The organism is Luteibacter sp. UNCMF366Tsu5.1, assembly GCF_900119235.1.
Taxonomy (GTDB): Bacteria; Pseudomonadota; Gammaproteobacteria; order Xanthomonadales; family Rhodanobacteraceae; genus Luteibacter; species Luteibacter flocculans.
Map to the genome: position 1 here is coordinate 1,746,593 of NZ_FPIS01000001.1, position 19,383 is coordinate 1,765,975.

At 61.5% G+C, this 19,383-nt stretch carries 16 protein-coding genes; 10 read left to right on the plus strand and 6 right to left on the minus strand.

The features are described 5' to 3' along the window. Together BT115_RS07835 and BT115_RS07840 are read right to left on the minus strand one after the other, a co-directional pair. Nucleotides 1-591 (minus strand): alpha-ketoglutarate-dependent dioxygenase AlkB family protein, encoded by a 591-nt coding sequence (locus tag BT115_RS07835; RefSeq protein ID WP_083527390.1) that lies wholly within the window; start codon nucleotides 589-591, stop codon nucleotides 1-3. Further along, nucleotides 588-1,988: an amidase gene (locus BT115_RS07840; protein WP_072321892.1), complete on the minus strand. Its 1,401-nt coding sequence runs from the start codon at nucleotides 1,986-1,988 to the stop codon at nucleotides 588-590. The genes BT115_RS07835 and BT115_RS07840 overlap by 4 nt, the downstream gene beginning before the upstream one ends. Nucleotides 1,989-2,135: 147 nt before the next feature. On the opposite strand from BT115_RS07840, the gene BT115_RS07845 reads away from it, so the two are divergent. The 10 genes from BT115_RS07845 to BT115_RS07890 all read left to right on the plus strand — a co-directional run bounded on the left by BT115_RS07845 (nucleotide 2,136) and on the right by BT115_RS07890 (nucleotide 14,241). Further along, nucleotides 2,136-3,740: an electron transfer flavoprotein-ubiquinone oxidoreductase gene (locus BT115_RS07845; protein WP_072321893.1), complete on the plus strand. Its 1,605-nt coding sequence runs from the start codon at nucleotides 2,136-2,138 to the stop codon at nucleotides 3,738-3,740. Between the two features lie 2 nt (nucleotides 3,741-3,742). Beyond that, entirely contained in the window at nucleotides 3,743-5,878 is a 2,136-nt protein-coding gene (locus BT115_RS07850; RefSeq protein WP_072321894.1) for a hypothetical protein, read from the plus strand. 30 nt (nucleotides 5,879-5,908) lie between these two features. Then, entirely contained in the window at nucleotides 5,909-8,008 is a 2,100-nt protein-coding gene (locus tag BT115_RS07855; RefSeq protein ID WP_255369369.1) for a glycosyltransferase, read from the plus strand. 292 nt (nucleotides 8,009-8,300) lie between these two features. Then, nucleotides 8,301-9,047, plus strand: coding sequence for an electron transfer flavoprotein subunit beta/FixA family protein (locus BT115_RS07860; RefSeq protein ID WP_072321895.1), 747 nt, complete (start codon nucleotides 8,301-8,303; stop codon nucleotides 9,045-9,047). Between the two features lie 22 nt (nucleotides 9,048-9,069). Beyond that, nucleotides 9,070-10,011, plus strand: coding sequence for an electron transfer flavoprotein subunit alpha/FixB family protein (locus tag BT115_RS07865; RefSeq protein ID WP_072321896.1), 942 nt, complete (start codon nucleotides 9,070-9,072; stop codon nucleotides 10,009-10,011). A 49-nt stretch (nucleotides 10,012-10,060) separates the two neighbouring features. Next, nucleotides 10,061-11,164, plus strand: coding sequence for a DegT/DnrJ/EryC1/StrS family aminotransferase (locus BT115_RS07870; protein ID WP_072321897.1), 1,104 nt, complete (start codon nucleotides 10,061-10,063; stop codon nucleotides 11,162-11,164). Beyond that, nucleotides 11,158-12,108: a glycosyltransferase family 2 protein gene (locus BT115_RS07875; RefSeq protein WP_072321898.1), complete on the plus strand. Its 951-nt coding sequence runs from the start codon at nucleotides 11,158-11,160 to the stop codon at nucleotides 12,106-12,108. Before BT115_RS07870 ends, BT115_RS07875 begins: the two co-directional genes overlap by 7 nt. Before the next feature lie 64 nt (nucleotides 12,109-12,172). Then, entirely contained in the window at nucleotides 12,173-13,039 is an 867-nt protein-coding gene (locus BT115_RS19055) for a WxcM-like domain-containing protein (RefSeq protein ID WP_072321899.1), read from the plus strand. Next, nucleotides 13,036-13,821 carry an acyltransferase gene (locus BT115_RS07885; protein WP_072321900.1) on the plus strand — a complete coding sequence of 262 codons (786 nt, stop codon included), beginning with the start codon at nucleotides 13,036-13,038 and terminating at the stop codon, nucleotides 13,819-13,821. The genes BT115_RS19055 and BT115_RS07885 overlap by 4 nt, the downstream gene beginning before the upstream one ends. Nucleotides 13,822-13,830: 9 nt before the next feature. Continuing rightward, nucleotides 13,831-14,241, plus strand: coding sequence for a GtrA family protein (locus BT115_RS07890; RefSeq protein ID WP_218184721.1), 411 nt, complete (start codon nucleotides 13,831-13,833; stop codon nucleotides 14,239-14,241). On the opposite strand, the gene BT115_RS07895 is transcribed toward BT115_RS07890, so the two are convergent. From BT115_RS07895 to BT115_RS18405, 4 genes are all read right to left on the minus strand, one after another. Beyond that, complete coding sequence (locus BT115_RS07895) at nucleotides 14,233-15,801, minus strand: hypothetical protein (RefSeq protein WP_072321901.1); 1,569 nt, start codon at nucleotides 15,799-15,801, stop codon at nucleotides 14,233-14,235. The two genes, BT115_RS07890 and BT115_RS07895, sit on opposite strands and share 9 nt — an antisense overlap. Further along, complete coding sequence (locus BT115_RS18400; RefSeq protein ID WP_143144482.1) at nucleotides 15,798-17,594, minus strand: hypothetical protein; 1,797 nt, start codon at nucleotides 17,592-17,594, stop codon at nucleotides 15,798-15,800. The genes BT115_RS07895 and BT115_RS18400 overlap by 4 nt, the downstream gene beginning before the upstream one ends. A 383-nt stretch (nucleotides 17,595-17,977) precedes the next feature. After that, nucleotides 17,978-19,003, minus strand: coding sequence for an acyltransferase family protein (locus tag BT115_RS07900; RefSeq protein ID WP_143144483.1), 1,026 nt, complete (start codon nucleotides 19,001-19,003; stop codon nucleotides 17,978-17,980). Next, nucleotides 19,000-19,341 (minus strand): hypothetical protein, encoded by a 342-nt coding sequence (locus BT115_RS18405; protein ID WP_143144484.1) that lies wholly within the window; start codon nucleotides 19,339-19,341, stop codon nucleotides 19,000-19,002. The genes BT115_RS07900 and BT115_RS18405 overlap by 4 nt, the downstream gene beginning before the upstream one ends. Nucleotides 19,342-19,383 lie beyond the last annotated feature (42 nt).

Here is a 19,383-nt window from a genome sequence, read left to right on the forward strand (position 1 = left end):
TCATGCGCCTATCAGGCGAAACGTCAGGTTGATGCGCGGCGCGGCGATACGCGCCCGCGCCGGAAGCTCGTGCTTGTACAACCGCTGCGTGGCGCCCGCCATACGCAGCAGGCTGCCATGACCCAGTTCCACGGCGACGGCCTCGCCACCGGCTTTCGCGCGAAAGCGGAAAGTCCGCTCTGCACCCAGGCTCAGCGATGCGATCAACGGTTCGGGACCGAGTTCCGGCTCGTCATCGCTGTGCCAACCCATGCGGTCGCCACCGCTGCGATACAGATTGGCGAGCACGCTGTTGAAGCGAGCGCCACACGCCTCGGCGACCCGATCGCGCAGCGCCTGTAACGATGGGCTCCAGGGATGCGGGACGAACCGCGTGCCCGAATAACGATAGGTAGCATCCGCATCGCCGATCCACGCACTGAGACGCGGAGAATCGACGACGCGGCCGAACATCCGGATGCGATGGACTTCCCAGGGAAGCTCGTCGGTGAGTCGCGCCAGCAGTTCATCCGCCTCTTCGCGCTCCAGCCATCCCGGCGCGACAGTAACATCGGCGCCGGGAAGATCGATGCGGGACCAGATGCCGCTCAGTGGGGCTCCACCGGGTAGGCCGGTTCCGCATCCAGCGAGGAAGCGCAGACGCCGGCAAGTTCGAGCAGGCGCAGATCCGAGCCACGCGCACCGACCAGTTGGAGACCGATCGGCATCCCGTTGGGCAACGTACCCATGGGGATGCTCACAGCAGGACAACCGGCCAGGCTGGCGAAGCTGCACAGATCCGCTTGCGACGATGGCACCGGGCCATCGAGCGGGAACGCACCCTGCGGCGTGGTCGGCAGTACGAGCACGTCCACCTGCGCGAAGAGGCGGCGCATCTTGAGCGTGGCGGCATCCAGCACGAGATCGGCCGCGACGTAATCAGCGGCGGATTTGCGTGCGGCGAAATCCACCATGTCGCGGAAACCCGACGACACCGGATACGCCTCGTCGGCCAGCTCCGTGGCGAACGTGTTGAGCATCTCGGCCTCCATCAGCAGGAGACCGGCGCGTCGGGTGCGGGCGAAATCCCAGTCGGAAAAGTCGACGGTACGCCGCTCGCCCAGTTCACCCTTCAATTTGGACAGCGCGTCCTCGAACACGTCGATGACGTCGCGCTCCACACCGACCGCCGCAAGGTCCGGCAGGAAGCCGGCGCGCAGGTTGCCCGGTTCCCAGTCCGGTGGCGAGAAGGCCACGCGGCGGCGGCGCGAGCGAGCATCGTCGGCGTCGTAGCCCGCCAAGGTCTGCAAGAGCACCGTAAGGTCGTCGACGCCACGCGCCAGCAGACCCACGGCATCGAGGCGGCGCGCCGCAGGAACGAGACCGCGCGCCGAGATCTCGCCATGGGTGGGCTTGATCGCGTAGACGCCGCAATAGCTGGCCGGCACGCGAATCGAGCCCAGTGTATCGGAGCCGATCGCGGCGACGGCCAAGCCCGCCGCCACGGCAGCAGCGGCGCCACCCGACGATCCTCCGGCGGTGTAACCGAGCCGGTGCGGATTGTGCGTTGCGCCATGAAACGGATTGTTGGTGACGAGGCCAAGCGCGCCCTCGTCCATGTTCGTCTTGCCCAGCAGCACGGCACCCGAGGCGCGCAGCCGGGCCACCACGTGAGCGTCTTCCTCCGGCACGACGGTGCGCCGCCGCATACCGGCGCGCGTGGGCACGCCGGCCACGTCGAAGTTGTCCTTGATCGCGATCGGCATACCGTCCAGCCGACCGATGACGCCGTCACGACGGCGGCGGTCAGCCGCCAGCGCCTGCTCCTGGATGAGGGAGACGCTGAAATCGACGAACGCGTTGAGCCGGGGATTCAGGCGCTCGATGGCGTCCTGATAGACGTCGGACAGGGCCTGGGGCTGGACCCGTCCAATCGCCAGCCAATGCAGGATCTGCAGCAATGTGGCGCGGCGCATATCGACATCGGCGACCGGCGGCATCGTATTCATGAACCCTCCTTGTGCTTGGCGTGATTATGAACGGGATACGTGAAGATCGTGCAACTCCGCGCGTTTCAAACGTCCCATTTGCCCCGCTACCGGCGAACCCGGACAATACCGGGCCGATTCCGCAGCCAGCCTTTGAGTGAGCCAGCCATGAGCGAACGCGAAACCATGGAATACGACCTCGTGGTCGTCGGGGCCGGCCCCGCCGGTCTCGCGTTCGCGATCCGCACGAAACAACTCAATCCCGAGATCTCGGTCTGCGTGATCGAGAAGGCCTCGACGATCGGGGCGCAGATCCTGTCGGGCGCCGTGATCGAGACGGGTCCGCTCGACCGCCTGCTCCCTAACTGGCGCGACAATCCGCCGCCGGTCTGCGTGCCGGTGACCAAGGACGAGTTCTGGATGCTGCGCGACCATGCGTCCGGCACCAAGATGCCGCTCACGCCGCCGCAGATGAACAACCACGGCAACGTCATCGTCAGTCTCGGCGCCCTGTGTGCATGGTTGGCACCGCAGGCCGAGGCGCTCGGCGTCGATGTCTTCCCCGGCTACGCTGCCGCGGAAGCGCTGATCGAGGACGGCAAGGTCGCTGGCGTACGCATCGGCGACATGGGCGTCGCGCGCGATGGCAGCCACAAGCCGGGCTACACCGAAGGCATCGACATCCGCGCGAAGGTCACCGTGCTGGCCGAAGGTTGCCGCGGCCACATCAGCAAGGCGCTCATCAAGCAGTTCGACCTCGATGCGAACAGCGATCCGCAGACCTACGGCATCGGCCTCAAGGAGCTGTGGCAGCTTCCGCCGGGCCGTGGCGAGCCCGGCAAGGTGGTGCATACGGTGGGCTGGCCGCTGCCGAGCGACATCTACGGCGGCAGCTTCCTCTATCACCTCGACAACGACCGCGTGGCCGTGGGTTTCGTGGTGGGCCTCGACTATCCCGATCCGAACTTCTCGCCGTTCGAGGCGTTCCAGCAGTTCAAGCACCACCCCAACGTGAAAGGCCTGCTCGACGGCGGCACCATCGTCTCGGGCGGCGCGCGCGCGATCATCGAAGGCGGTTATCAGTCGTTGCCGAAGGTGGACATGCCCGGTGCGATCCTCATCGGCGACTCCGCGGGCCTGGTCAACGTGCCCAAGATCAAGGGCACCCACCAGGCCATCGCCTCCGCTATGCTCGCGGCGGAACATCTGGCCGGCAACGGCCTCGACCCGACAGGTTGGGATGGCGTGCTGCGCGGCTCCGCGGTCATGGCGGAACTGAAGAAGGTGCGCAACATCCGCCCCGGGTTCAACAAGGGCCTGTGGCGCGGACTCATCAACGCCGCGTGGGAAACCGTCACGGGCGGCCGCTCGCCGTGGACGCTCAAGAACCACGCCGACTGGTCCGCGCTGGACAAGCTCGGCCAGTACGAAGCGCCGAAGAAAGACTACGTCGAGCGCACGCTCGCCCCGCGCGACCGTCTCGCCAGCGTCTACTTCGCCGCCACCGAGCACGACGAGGACCAGCCGGTCCACCTCAAGGTGCTCGACACGAGCATCTGCGTCGACCGCTGCACCACCGAATACGGCAACCCCTGCCAGCGCTTCTGCCCGGCCGGCGTCTACGAGATCGTGCAGGACGACGCAGGCCGCCGCCTGCAGATCAACGCAGCGAACTGCGTGCACTGCAAGACGTGCGACATCAAGGACCCGTACCAGATCATCACCTGGGTCACGCCGGAAGGCGGGTCTGGGCCTAATTATCAGAACCTGTAAGCATGCGCGTTCGCCTGGGATGGCTTTGTTGGTGGGTTCTGGTCGCGGCATGTATCTGGTTACCGTGGCACGCGCTGTACGAAGGTAGCGGTCCGTTCGTCCGCCAGCTCTCGCGTTCGCTGGCGTGGAAGAGCATGGCGGAATGCCTGTTGCTGTTCGGCACGGTGTATGGAAGCCTTCGCCTGCCGCGTGGCGGGGCCTGGCTAGCGGCAGTGTGCGCTGAGGTCTATGCGCGCCGACATGGGATCGACATCACGCTTGTTCTGCTCGGCGCCTACCTCGCAGGCATTCACGGACTTGGCCGATGCTGCAATCGGGTCCTCGGCCTGCAAGACGGCAACACGCTTACGCTACACCTGCGTCACACGTTGCTTGGCCTCCTGACGTGGTCGGCCATCATCTGGCTCGCTTCGTTTGCCGGTTGGGGTGATCTCGCGTCGTTGCGCACGCTCGCCATCGTCATCCTCGGTACCGCCCTCGTCTTTTCGGCATGGCGATGGCATTCGACATGGGAACTGCCGGAACGACCCGGTACGCACGGCGGAGCGATGCTGTTGGCCGCTTTCGTCACGATCACGCTGATGCTGGGCGCCAAGGCGGCCGCCTCGGCCGACAGCGATGCGCTCTGGTATGGATTGAACGCCGACCGCATGCTGTTCGGCGAAGGCAACCTGTTCGACGCGCAGGGGCTCATTGCCCATGTGCACTTCTACCCGAAGCTGGCCGAGGCGCTGCAGGCACCTTTTCTCGGCTTGGGCAGCGCCAGTCTTGTCACGGGACTCAGCCTCGTCTGCTGGCTGCTGCTCGCGCTGACGGTGCGAGAACTGCTTGGGAATCTTGGCGTAGCAACCCGTCACGCGTGGCTGGGCGCACTGCTTTGCTGCGCCGTGCCGGCCGTAGCGGCTTCAGCGGCGACACCGAAGGGCGAACTGCTTGCCGCTTGGCTGTGCGTCTTCGGCGTACTGGCGGGGCTCAAGTTGAAAGACGACGCGGCAAGCCGAGGATGGTTGGGCATTGGCGTTGCCGCGGTGGTGCTTGCGCCACTGGCTCGCTTGACCGTGCTCCCCTATGCAGCGGCCATTTTCCTTTTTCTGCTAGCCACGGCGTTGACACAGCCGGTTCGACGCGCGTGGCGTAGCGACATCGTTCCGATGGCTCTTGCCCTGCTAACGGCAGGTCTCGTCTGCCTGCGCACCTTCGAACAAGCGGGCGTCGCATTCGTGTCGCCCGACGTGCTGCTGGACCTGCAAGCCTTGCTCGGCTGGCATTTGCACGACGACATTGGCCGTTACGTACCCACCTTCCGCACGCCTTTTCCGGGTGGCCTGATCGACTCTCTGTTCGGACCCGCCTCCTACATCCACCAGGCGCTGTTCTGGATGGGCAATGGCTGGCTCCCGCTGCTCGTGGCGGCGATAGCAATACGCGGCTGGCGTTGGATGCTCAAGCCGGTCACCGTCTTCCTGTTGATCGTCGGCTTTTCCATGTACGTGCTGCTCTACGCGTACCGGTACGGCAACGATGGTGCGGACGGCAATTACTTCATCGTGCCGATCGTGATGTTGCACGTGGCAGTATGGGTCGGCATCTTCGGAACCGCACCGACACCCTTCACATCGAAGCCGGTGACAGGCGGGGCGATGGCTATCGTGGCCTTCTGCCTCTTCATGGTGCTGACCACAGCCAATTGGATGCCGGGCAACCGTCGACTCGATGCACGGTTCGATCGAACACCTTTTTCGGAGCTACAGACGCTTGCCGCGTCGCGCTTTCGGATCAGCGGAATGGGACCGCTCGCCGACGCCTTGAGCCGTTGGCCCAAGGGAACGCGCATGCTCGGCGACATGCCGGTGCTGGACGGGGGTTATTTTCCCGTGCGGTACGAGTCTCTGGCGACCATCGGCTGGTCGCGCCCGGCCGTGCTGGCCGACGACGCTGCTATCCGCGCCCTGCTTCGAAGCCACGGCATTCAATTGGTCGCCCTCTCCCACGACGCGATGGCAGGGGGCGATGACCGCGTACGCCCCGTGCTCGACGAGCTCGTGCGCCAAAAGTTGGCCACCAAACTGAACGTCGATGGCGGCCCGGCCGATCTCTGGCTGCTGGAACGGACGCCCTCGTCGGGCTCCAGCCGCTAACATGGGGGGCCGAACCCGGAGGTAGCGTACGTGTCGATCCCGTTTTCCTGGCGCTACAAGCGCCTGCTGAGCATGGCGCGGCGCGTGCGTGCGAGTATCGCGCTGCGTGGATGGCGCGGCACGATCGAGCGTATTTCCCAGGACCTAGCCCGCCGTCCCGACGTTGACGAGTCGCTTAGCCTGCTGCCGCTGGAGGCTGCTTTTTCGCCCCTGTCGTTGCCCACATCCACGGTGCCTCGAATCAGCGTGATCATCCCGGTCTACGGGAAAATCGAGTACACCCTGGCCTGCCTTCGCTCCATCGCGACGTTCGAACCCTCGGATCCGTTCGAAGTCATCGTCGTGGACGATGCGTCACCGGACAACACCGCAACGATCCTGGCCGCGGTTTCGGGTCTTCGCGTCATAAACAACGAAAAGAACCTCGGCTTCGTGGGCAGTTGCAATGCGGGCGCCACAGCGGCTCGTGGCGAATACCTCATCTTTCTCAACAACGACACACAGGTGACGCCGGGATGGAGCGAAGCGCTGTTGCGCTGCTTCGAACGCCATCCGGACGCTGGTATTGCCGGGAGCCAGCTCGTCTATCCCGATGGCCGCCTCCAGGAAGCGGGCGCCTGGGTGTTCGCCGATGCGTCGTCGTGGAACATCGGGAGGTTCACCTCGCGGAAGAATCCCGCGCTTCGGTACGCTCGAACGGTCGACTACGTCTCCGGCGCGTCGCTGGCCATCCCTCGTGACCTGTTCGAGTCGCTGGGTGGTTTCGACACACGATTCGCGCCCGGCTATTACGAAGACACCGACCTCGCCTTCTCCGCTCGCGCCGCTGGCCGGTCCGTCTGGTACGTGCCCGACAGCATAGTGGTGCACTCGGAAGGCATCAGCTCCGCTGGCCTTGCAGACACGGGGATGAAACGCTACCAGGCCATCAACCAGACCAAGTTTGCGGAAAAATGGCGCGATGCTTTGCGAAAGCAGCCGGCGCCCGGCACGCCGCTGACCGCTGCCGATCGCGCACACCATCGCGGAACGGTGCTGGTGGTGGACACCGTCATGCCCGATGCGTCACGGGATTCGGGCTCGCTGCGCCTCGTTGGGATGTTGAAGCTGCTGTTGGCAGACGGTTGGCACGTAGTCTTCGCGCCCGATGACGGGCACGCCGAAGATGCCGCCATTCGCGAGCTTGGCGCACTCGGCGTCGAGGTGCTCGTGAGGCCATGGGTGAGCAGCGTGCCGTCATGGCTCGCCGCGAATCACCGTGATCTGCACGCCGCCATTCTGTGTCGCCACACCGTAGCGGCGCAGTACGAGAGCCTCGTGCGTCGACACGCACCAGGCGCCAAGCTGATCTTCGATACGGTGGACCTGCATTTCCTCAGGGAAGAACGCGCCGCCGAACGCAGCGGCAACAGCGCGCTAGCGAGACAGGCGGAAGCCAGCCGTCGGCAGGAGCTGGCGCTGATCGAGAAAGCCGACACGACCTTCGTCGTCAGCGAGTACGAGCGTGACATGCTCTCCCGGCTGATGCCGGACGCAAGAGTGGCGCTGCTCTCCAACATCCACGACGTCTACGGACGCGAGACAGGTTTCGCGGGACGGCGCGATCTTCTCTTCATCGGTGGCTACGGCCACCCGCCGAACGCCGATGCGATGCATTGGATGGCGCAGGACATCCTGCCTGCGCTCCGACAGCTCGTGCCGGACGCACGGATCTGGGTTGCCGGAGACGTACCTGACGCCGAGCGTCGCGCACTCTCAGATGCTGGGCTGGACATGCTGGGTCGCGTTCCCGACCTGGCGCCGCTGATGAACTCGGTCCTCGCGTCCATCGCACCGCTGCGCTTCGGTGCTGGGGTCAAGGGCAAGGTCAACATGGCGATGAGCCATGGGCTGCCCGTCATTGGCACGCCGGTCGCGGTAGAGGGCATGCATCTGATCGATGGGCGCGATGTATTGACCGCTGTCACTGCCGCCGACTTCGCTAACGCGTATGTTCGGCTCGAAGGAGATCCCGCGGGCTGGCAAAGGCTCTCGGATAGCTCATTGGCCCACGTCGCCCGGCATTTTTCCGCCCAGGCAGCGCGTTCAGCCCTCCGCGAGGCGCTCGGCGACGAGGGACCTTCAGGCTGACTAGCGGCTTGGCGGAGGCACCATCACGCCACGTTCCTTGCCGGCCTCAGTCGATCGCCTTTTAGTCGCGGTGCCAGGAGCCTTCACGTTCTCATGGCCGCTTTCCCGTAAATAGTTACGCGATAACGGCATGATGACGATCGCTAGGGCAGCCTGACCTCGTCTCAGGATAAGTCTCACCGAATCCTGCGCCGCGTCAAACTCCCGCAAGAAGATTCGTTAGAATGGCGAGTCAACTCCAAGGCGTCGCGAGTTCGCGCGAGCGCCCGCCCTAACGAAGCAGGAACCGCGAATGAAGATTCTGGTCGGCTACAAGCGTGTCGTGGACTACAACGTCCGCATTCAGGTCAAGCCCGACGGCACCGGCGTGGTCACGGACGGCGTCAAGCTCTCCGCCAACCCGTTCGACGACATTGCCCTCGAAGAGGCCCTGCGCCTGCGCGAGAAGGGCGTGGCTGAAGAAGTGGTCGTCGTGGGCATCGGCCCGGCAGACTTGACCGCGCATCTGCGCAACGGCCTGGCCATGGGCGCCAACCGCGCCATCCACGTCCAGACCACGGATGCCGTTTCGCCGCTGACGGCCGCCCGCACCTTCCTCAAGCTGGTCGAAAAGGAACAGCCGGGCCTGGTCATCCTGGGCAAGCAGGCCATCGACGACGACGCCAACCAGACCGGTCAGATGCTGGCTGCGCTCTGGGACCGGCCCCAGGCCACGTTTGCCGGCAAGGTGGAAATCGCTGATGGGAAGGCCAAGGTGACCCGCGAAGTGGACGCCGGCCTGGAAGTCATCGAAGCCGATCTGCCCGCCGTCATCACGACCGATCTCCGCCTCAACGAGCCGCGCTTCATCAAGCTGCCGGACATCATGAAGGCCAAGTCCAAGCCGATCGACGTCATCGAGCTGGGCTCGCTGGGCGTCGAGACCGCCGACCACATCAAGACCACCCACTACGCCGCTCCGCCCAAGCGCAGCAAGGGCGTGATGGTGAAGGACGCCGCCGAGCTCGTCGCGGCCCTCAAGCAGAAGGGCCTGCTGTAAAGCAGCCGACCGGAGAATCGACATGACCAAGATCCTCGTTATCGCCGAACACCTGGACGGCAAGCTCAATGGCTCCACCGCACGCGCCGTCAGCGCCGCCGCCGCCGTGAAGCCGGACGCCATCGACGTCATCGTGCTGTCCGATGCCCCCGACGCGGTAGCCGCCGAGGCTGCCAAGATCGATGGCGTGAGCAAGGTGTTGACCGTGGCACGTACCGAGAACGCACATAGTCTCGCGGCCGTCTACGCACCGCAGATCGTCAAGGCCGCCGCGGGTTACACCCACGTCTTCGCGCCGTCGACGACCTTCGGCAAGGACCTCGCCCCGCGCGTGGCTGCTCTGCTGGGTGTCTCGCAGGTCAGCGACGTCATGAGCGTGGAAGGCCCGCATACCTTCAAGCGCCCGATCTACGCCGGCAACGCCATCGTGACGGTGGAAGTGGATGCGTCCTCCATCGTGGTCGCGACGATCCGTACCGCCTCCTGGCCGGCCGCCACGTCCAACGGCTCGGCTCCGATCGAAGCCATCAGCGTCGACGCCACCCTGCCCTCGCACACCCGCTTCGTCGAACTGCAGCAGGGCAAGAGCGATCGCCCGGACCTCCAGGGCGCGCCCAAGGTCGTCTCGGGCGGCCGCGGCGTGGGCTCGAAGGAGAACTTCGACATCATCTACAAGTTCGCCGACAAGATCGGCGCCGCGGTGGGCGCCTCGCGAGCTGCGGTGGATGCCGGTTACGTGCCGAACGAGATGCAGGTGGGCCAGACGGGCAAGATCATCGCGCCCGAGCTGTATATCGCCATCGGCATCTCCGGTGCGATCCAGCACCTGACCGGCATCAAGGACGCCGGCACGATCGTCGCTATCAACAAGGACGGTGAGGCGCCCATTTTTGAGATCGCGGATATCGGCCTCGTAGGCGATCTGTTCAAGATTCTTCCGGAACTGGAAGCTTCTCTCGGTTAACCCATGCGGAGGCCGGACGGCCTCCGCGTCTGTCACGCTACGGACTCCCATGACCAACACCGTCCCCGTCAACGCCCTCGACCGCCACATTGCCCCGATCGCCAGCCAGCTCGAGAAAGCTGCGGCGCAGGTGATCTCCAGCGGCTATTTCGTGCTCGGCCCGAACGTCAAGGCGTTTGAGAAGGAGTTTGCCGCTTGGTGTGGTGCTGCCGAATGCATCAGCGTCGCCAACGGCACCGAGGCACTCGAACTGGGGCTTCGCAGCCTCGGTGTCGAGAGCGGCAAGACCGTGGCCGTGGTCGGCAATGCCGCCATGTACGGCACCACCGCGGTCCTCGCTTGCGGTGCTGAGCCCGTCTTCGTGGACGTCGATCCGGTGACTTGCACCATGGATCCCAAGGCGCTCGAAGCCGTCCTCGCGAAGCGACGCATCGATGTCGTGATCGTCACGCACCTCTACGGCAAGCTGGCCGACATGGCTGCGCTCACCCTTCTCGCCGAAAAGCACGGCTTCGCCCTCTTCGAGGATTGCGCGCAGGCGCATGGAGCGAAGGATGCGCAAGGCCGAAAGGCCGGAACGTTCGGCGCGGCCGCCAGCTTCAGCTTTTACCCGACGAAGAACCTCGGAGCGCTCGGTGACGGCGGCGCGGTGGTGACGAACGATGCGCAAGTCGCTGACACCCTGCGCAAGCTGCGCCAGTACGGCTGGACGGCCAAGTATCGCAACGAACTGGCCGGCGGCCGCAACAGCCGGCTGGATGAGATCCAGGCGGCCTTCCTCCGCATCATGTTGCCGCTGCTGGATGGTTGGAACGAGCGCCGTCGCGCGATCGCGAATCGCTACTCGACCGAAATACGCAATGCCCGCATCACAACGCCGCCGCCCAGCGGCGACGATTTCGTCGCACATCTTTACGTCGTCCATACGGAAGATCGCGCTGGACTGCAAAGCCACCTGGCCAGCCACGGCGTAAACAGCGAAATCCACTACCCCGTACCCGACTATCGCCAGCCGCTGTTCTCCGACACGTTCGCCAGCACACAACTACCGGTCACGGATCGCTCGTGCGCCTCGGTGTTGACGCTCCCCTGCTTCCCCGAACTGACTGATGCTGAGGTGACACAGGTGATCGAGGCCTGCAACGCGTGGTAAAGCCACGCTATTCCATCGTCATCCCCGTCTACAAGAACGAGGGATCGATACCGGCGCTACTCCAGGCACTGGACGAGCTGGCGGTCACGCTCGATGCCCCCATGGAAACGGTGTTCGTCGTGGACGGCAGCCCGGACGCCAGCTTTGCGCGTTTGGAAGAAGGGCTCAGCACGGTGCGTTTTCAGGCCCGGCTGATCCTTCTGTCGCGCAATTTCGGCGCTTTCGCGGCGATCCGTTGCGGACTGGGAGAGGCGTCGGGGGACTACATCGGCGTCATGGCAGCAGATCTGCAGGAACCGCCTTCGCTGATGCGCGATTTCTTCGCCGCACTCACGGAAAAACCCCTTGACGTTGTGTTTGGTAAGCGTCTGGGGCGAGAAGATCCGGGGATGAGCAAACTGTTTGCCAACGTCTTCTGGGGTCTTTATCGCCGACTCGTGCAACCCGACGTGCCGCCGGGTGGCGTGGATGTATTTGCGCTGACCTCCGCATTCAGGGACCGATTGGTCGCCATGAGCGAGGCCAACGGCAGCCTCTTGGGCCTGTTGTTCTGGATGGGCGGCAGACGCGAATTCGTCGGTTACACGCGCCAGGAGCGCGAGCATGGCAAAAGCGCCTGGACGCTGAAGAAGAAAGTCACGTACTTGATGGACAGCGTTTTCGCTTTTTCCGATCTGCCGGTACGCGTGCTCATGGCCGTAGGGCTCATCGGATTGGGCGTAGCGTTGCTTCTTGGCACGCTGGTCGTAGGGGCGCGACTGCTCGGGGCATTCGAGGTTCCCGGGTTCGCTGGCTCGATGTTGGCGATCCTGTTCTTCGGCGCGTTGAATACGTTCGGTATCGGCATCGTGGGCAACTATGCCTGGCGAGCTTATGAAAATACCAAGCAGCGCCCCCTCAGCATTGTGTCGCTACAGCTCGACTTTCCACCCAAGGCGTCTTAACACGCCTCTCGTCAGCCGTGTTTGCAACACCACTGACGACAATCCACTCAAGGGGTTTCAAGGGATGATCAGTCCACAGGCGAATATCAACTCAAACGCCACGATTGGCCAAGGAAGCCGTGTCGCCGAAGGCGCAACCCTTGGCCCAGGTGTTGCGCTGGGAAACGACGTGAACGTCGCGGAAGGCGCAATCCTCGTTCATGCCGTCATCGGCGACAACGTCGAGATCGGCCCAGGTGCGATGCTCTGCGGGAATGCCGGCGCCACTCTGCGCGTGGAACCCGGCGTCGTGATCATGGCCGGCGCCGTCGTGTCGGCACCCGTGGTCATCGCGACGGGTGCTCGCATCCAGCCTGGCGCTGTCGTGGTCCGCGACGTACCGCCGCACGCTATCGTCACCGGGAATCCCGCGCAAATCATTGGTTATACCGTCTCCTCAGACGGCGACGCGCCGGTAAGCGTCGACGCATCAGGATCGAACCGCGATGCCTCGGTAACACCCACCCTCGTGAGGGGCGTCACCCTGCATCGGTTTCCCAAGATCCTCGATCTACGCGGCAACCTGACCGTAGGGGAATTCGGGCGCACGGTGCCTTTCGAGCCGAAGCGTTACTTCATGGTGTTTGGCGTGCCCAACGCCGAGATCCGAGGAGAGCACGCCCATCGCGAATGCAAGCAGTTTCTGCTGTGCACGCAAGGACGCTGCAGCGTCGTCGCGGACGACGGTCACCACCGCGAAGAATTTCTTCTCGATGATCCATCGGTGGGCATCTATCTACCTCCGCTGACCTGGGGGGTGCAGTACAAGTACTCGCCTGACGCCGTGCTTCTTGTCTTCGCCTCGCACTATTACGACAGTGCCGAGTACATCAGGTCATACCAGGAATTCCGGACATTGACCGCCGGAATAAAGAACGAGGGCAACGCATGAAGAACGTCTTTGGAATCCATCCCACCGCGATCATTGGCGATAACGTGTCGATCGGCGCCAATGTGACGATCGGAGCTAACACGATCGTCTACGACAACGTTGTGCTAGGCGACAACACGATCGTCGGAGCCCAGTGCATCCTCGGCGAGCCCAATGTAGGCATCTATGGAAGCCCCGCCGAGTACACGAACCCTGAGCTGTCGATCGGCGCCCATTCGATCATTCGTTCCGGCACGATCATCTATGCCGGTTCGAAGCTCGGCGACCACTTCGAATGTGGTCACCGTGTCACGATCCGAGAACGGGCAGATATCGGGCACCATGTCCGCATCGGCACACTGTCGGACATCCAGGGCCACTGCACGATTGGCAACTACGTGCGGTTCCACAGCAACGTGCATATCGGTCACAAGAGCGTGGTAAAAGACTACGTGTGGATCTTTCCGTACGTGGTGCTCACAAACGACCCCCATCCGCCGTCGGAGACGCTGCTGGGTGTCACCGTGGAAGAATTCGCGGTCATTGCCACGATGTCGGTCATTCTCCCTGGCGTTACCGTGGGCCGTGACTCGCTCGTCGGTGCATCGTCCATGGTTCGCAAGGATGTCGAGCCGGAGACGGTCGTTGCGGGTAACCCCGCAAAGCCCGTGGCGTCGGTGCACGACGTAAAGTCCAAGGCCGATGGTTCCAAGGTCTACCCTTGGCGCGAATCGTTCGACCGAGGCATGCCCTGGCAGGGCATGGGCTATGCCGCCTGGCGCGCCAGTCTTACCGACCAGTAGCGAGCGGCAGTGGCAATCACGCTAACAAGGCTGCGCGGTCTGATCTCACGCTCCAGCTTTCTTCGGTTTCTCATTTCCGGTGGCGTCAATACTGGCGCCACCTACGGGATGTACCTGCTGTTGCTGCAGTTCATGGGGTACAAGCCCGCGTACACTGTTGCTTATATCTTCGGCATCGTACTGGGCTTCTTACTGAACCGACTGTTTGTGTTTCAGGCTCACCGCGGTTGGCGTTCACTCGTGCTGTACCCGTTCGTCTACCTTGCCCAGTACCTCGTGAGCCTGGCGATCGTCTGGGCGTGGGTCGAGCGGCTCCACATGCCTGCGAGTATCGCCCCGCTTTTTGCCATCGTCATCACGATTCCGCTCACTTACGTGCTGTCACGTATTGTCTTCGGCAAGCGAGCTGAGTCAGCCTGATCCGACCGCCGATGTGTCGGGCGCGCGGAATATCAGATAGTTGGGATTTGGCGACGGAACACTCAAGAAGTGCTCCTCTACGTACTTGAACATCACGGGATGTGTCCGGCTGTAACGGAGTTCATCGCGGTTATCGAGCGGAAACTCGAGAATCAATACGAACCCTGGGTCAGCCGCCTGAAGCCTTGCAATTTCCTGTCGCTGAAATGCTTCGGTTCTCGGTGGCGTGGCGTAGATCTCCCAAAGCGGTGAACGCTGATTCATCAGAGCGTATGCGCCAGGCCAATACGGCGTGGTGACAAATGCCCGTCCGTGCGGGGCGTAGTCACTTACCAACTGGTGGATCAATCCGATATCGGAGGCGGTGGCGGGATCCAACATGAGGTGGTCGTTGCCGATGGTTACGTCCTTGCAAAGCCCCGACGCGATGCACGGCACGATCGGATGCGAGGGCCAGACGATCCAAGCCGAAGCGAACATCATGCAAACGATGCCAACGCCCCGCTTGGCAAGTGGCGCAATCGAAAGGAACAAGATGCATCCGATCAGGCAAGGGAAAATGGCTTGGGCAAGATGACCCACATCGGCGCGAGAAAATGCGTAATGCGCATAAGGCACCGCTAGGCACACCGTCGCCACCAAAGCGCCATCGAACGATTCACCGCGCGCCCGGCGGCGCCACAGAACAAAAGCTGCCGCCACCGGGTAGAGCAGCAAGGCGACAAAGCAAACGCCAACGAGCAGGTAGCGCACCTGGGCGTCCCAAGGCAATGCGCTACTGACCAGCCAAGGCCAGGGAATCGGCAGTGGCAGATTGGTCGTCTTCACCTCAAAAAGGAAAGCGATGCTTTCCCAGAAGGCGGTCGCAAAGCCACGAACGAACAGGCATGCGACCCATATAGGCGCAAAGCCAAGGCACAGCCCCGCAATCCAGGCGGCGAAATGTGTCGTTGAGGGAAAACGCCGTGTCGCCACGGCCATCCAGGCAAAAGCGAGCAAACAACCGGCGAAACCATAGGCCCCGTGATTGCGCCCGAAGCAGGCGACCAAACCCAGTGCGATGCCAAGCCCGAGATGCCTCCTTGAGTCTGGACGCTCCCACCACCATGCCACCAAGCCAACCAACATGATGGACAGGGAAATATCGAACAGCTTGTGGCGGGGGAACATCCACATCCACAGCGTGATCGCTGCGATGACGACAAACAGCAGTTGCCGCCTTGTGGTGCTTCGAGCCACCATCCATAGCGCTACCGCCAATCCAACCCATTGAAACAGCGCCACAGCAACGCGAATGCCAAGAATCCCCTGCACGTGCAGGAGCTTGGTTATCCCAGCGACCCAGTAATAACGGCCCGGATCGTAGGCCATAAAATCCCGAATCGGGACCTCGCCAGCCGCCACTCGCTGGGCGCCGTACCAGAGGAAGCCCTCATCCCAGATGTTGAGGCCGTAACGGATTTCAAATAGTTGCCCTGCCGCCACGCACAGCAGCGAAAGCAGCAACACTCCGATAAACACCCGCAGCGTGGTTCCGTGGATTTTGGCTATATGCGTCATCTCGAATGCCTACGGACCCAAATACCTGCCCCAAGCGCAATTAGCACGCCAGCGATAGAAAGAAGGTACCCAGGCGTGTTCGATGGACCAACGAAATGGAGCTTCACTGTCCAGCTACCAGGCGGAACGTCCCACGTTCGAAGTGCCTGAGAAGTTCTTGCCACGTCCGCATCCTCTGTGCACGTACCGCGATCATCGCAACGTGCCAGCCTCCAGCCATGCCATCCAATCTCGTTTTCAACGACGCGTAGCGGACGAGGTGTTAGAACGTGGTAAGTAACATATCCGGGACCATATTGAACGAATCTCACTGTAACGTCATCGAACTCGCCTGCTGTCGCAGACTCGTTATCGAAAGATACATCCGGAACCCTTTCATCTTCCCCCGGGCGAAGCAGAAGTAGCCGCTGCGATGCAGCAACAAACCGTAATAACGCCCCCCCTCCTTGACCATTGATTGATTCAAGCAATTTAATGTGAGGTGCTGACATGCGCAGATTGTCATAGCCGAAGACACAATAGGCACGCATGTACCAACATTTGTTGTAGTTCGAATTATCACGGAAGCGGATAGCCTCCGCCGGCGAGCTGCCGAGGAGTATTCGTGACGGCCTCCTGGTCGTCTCGAATTCGTTGGACCGATGAGAAATGAACTCCCTGAAGCGGCCGCCGAAAGACTGAATTTCCGTGTCTTTTGTCCACACCGGCCGCCAAGTCGTCGGCTGCTGCCATTGATACCAATAACCCTGGAGCGCAGTGGCAAAAACCAGGAGAGCGAAGATGCTATTCCGCCATTGATGTCCGCCGCCGTACTTAGTCCAGAGTGCGCACCCGACAATCGTGATAAACGAGATTGCGGCGGAGAACTCAAGCACCTGCACGAGGGCGGATGCTTGGTACCCGAATCGAATCGCAGAAACCAGAAAAGCAACCAAGAATATAAAAGCGCCAGCGAATCGCACACCAAGGGCTGTCGGCGAGTACTTACCAAGAAAAAGCGTTTGCCAGCCCGACAGAGATAGAAGAGCAATCCCTATACTGATGACGGGCCGCCAGTCCGCGAGGGGGAAGCGGCTTAGTCGCACTCCAGGCAGTATCTGTACGACTACCGGAAGATGAGGCACAACGAAACATAACGTGAGTCCCATCGCAAGAAACGCTGCGCCAATACGCGCGACACGATCACGATATGGCGCAAATACAACTCCCCACAGGGCGACCAAGGGCAGCCATAGGCTCCTCATCGTTGGGTCGCCAGGAAGGATCGGCACGTCGTGAGGCAGAAAAAATGTGAACAGTTCAGACGCATCGACCGGACTTACTTGGAACGAGTCCAAATTGATGTCCGCATTTCCATTGAGGAAAAGGGGCATCCATTTTGGCATCGCCATGAGTATGCCCCCAGATACCGATACGGCAACAAGAAGCACGTACCGCCCTCGATACTTCGCGTCTTCATTGAGCAGCAGCATAAGCACCCACACCGCGCAAGAGTATGCGAAAGCTATGATTCCACCCGGGTAGCCGGAAATGAGAAGCTGCGAAAGTACCAAAGCACCCAGTGGCGGTCCAATCAAACCGCGGTCGTAATTTCTCGGATGCAGCGAATAAAGTAGCCAGGGAAACCACGCCGACGCGCGCACTATGTCGACATGTTGCTGATTGGAAAAAAAAGCTGCCTGAAAGTGATACGTGAGACCGATAATAAGAGCTACAAGTACTCCAGCTCCAAGTCGGCGTGCAAGGAAGTAGGCTCCGATCGAGCCGAATAGCACATGAAGCACCTGCACCATGGTAGCCGCATGCACGGAATACGTGACCCCAAGTGCGTGCAATAAAGCGAGAGGCGCGTACCAGCCACCCGCTTGGAGGGCAAGAAATGCTGGAAACCCCAGGTTGGTCCAAGGAAACCAAACCGGCGGGGATACTAAGCTACCGAGGTCGTACCAACCAAACGCTTGCGCGTGATATCCGCCAAGGAAATCCCATGGAAAGGTCGACTTCCCTTGATAATGCGTTCTAAATGTCGCGAAATTTACAAGCCAAAGTAGGAGGACACCAATAGTCGACGGCACCAGCAACCGCCAGCGACTGCGAGCACCGCCAGAGGGTCTCAGAATTATTTTTTTAGACATGCGTATGTTCTGTCGTGTCGAGAAGGCTCCTGCTCCATTCATTACTGCTGCGCTAGCGACGTCTCCTTATCGTGCACTCGCGCACTACGCTTAAACCGGTGGAGCGGACGCTCGACGAATAGCGCCATCAAGATAGATAGAAGCGATGCGACGACAAATACGACGAGAAAATAGCGCAATCCGCGGCCATATCCGAACACCACGAGGAAGCAGGCGCCCACCGTTGTATGGATCAGATACATCGGATATGACGTGTCTCCAAGCAATGCATCCATCTTGCTGGACTTATACGCGGTAAGGGAAAGTGTCACCCACGCAGATAAGATTAGAGATGTATACATCCCATAGGTCCAAGGCCATGGATCCCATTTAAGCCACAGTGCCCCATGTATCATCCAGATAAGGAAGCTGACACGTGGCATGGCGAACCGTAGCAACACCTCACGATAGTGGCAGACTAAACTACCAGCGGCAAAGCTCATCAGGCAGGGCAGAAACTGGACGTAACGCTCTGCGAATGTTGCGGTAGCAAACCCGAGATTAAACGTGACTACCACTGATAAGACGACCGCTAGCCAAGCCGTCGACTTTGAGCGCGCCATGAGCGGCATCAAGAAATATGCACCGACTTCGACCGAAAGGGCATTGGAGACAGCTACAGGCAGGCCATTGTGGGGAAATATTGGCAGCAGGCTGATTGGATTGAGCCACCCCCAACCGTGTGGCATGTACATCTCAGGGTTAAGGCGCGTAGTGTCGACGCACACCGAACCAGCCCACCATATCACCAACAACCCGGCAACCAGCGCCATGAAATAGGATGGGTATATGCGCAGGAATCGATTGAATGCAAAGTCGCGTAAGCCGACGCGACTGAAGCCGTATTTGTGCTTAATGACGAAGGTCATCAAGTAGCCGCTCAGCACAAAGAAAGCCCACACCGCGTAGGCGGCGTAACCTTGAACCATGCTACTCCAGAGATGGGATGCCGCCACCAGCACTGCCAAGAGCAAGCGCCAGCTGCCCACTCCAAATAAAAGCGTCTTACCCTGGCTTGAACTACTCATTGGCTATCCACTGTGATGGTTACGCTGTCACTCTTGGTAATGTTGACTCCGTCGACGATCTCCAACACAACGGGAATCAGTCCGGGCTTACTATGAACCGCCAATGGAACCTTCACAGTAACAAGGTTGCCCGAGATATCGCCGGGGACGACCGTAGACCCCAGATGAACCTTCACCTCGGTACCACTTAAATCCTTGTCTACCCGGAACCAAGCAGCCGAACTTCCGTCTGGTTGAGCATTGAAGGATTCTCCTGCCCTTGTACGCTGTGGCCCATAGGCTTCGATATGGAACTTCACAATCACTTCCGGTGACGAGACGTCCGGAATATCACACATTGTCCGCGAGCATCCGGCCACGAGCAGCGCAAAACATGCCAA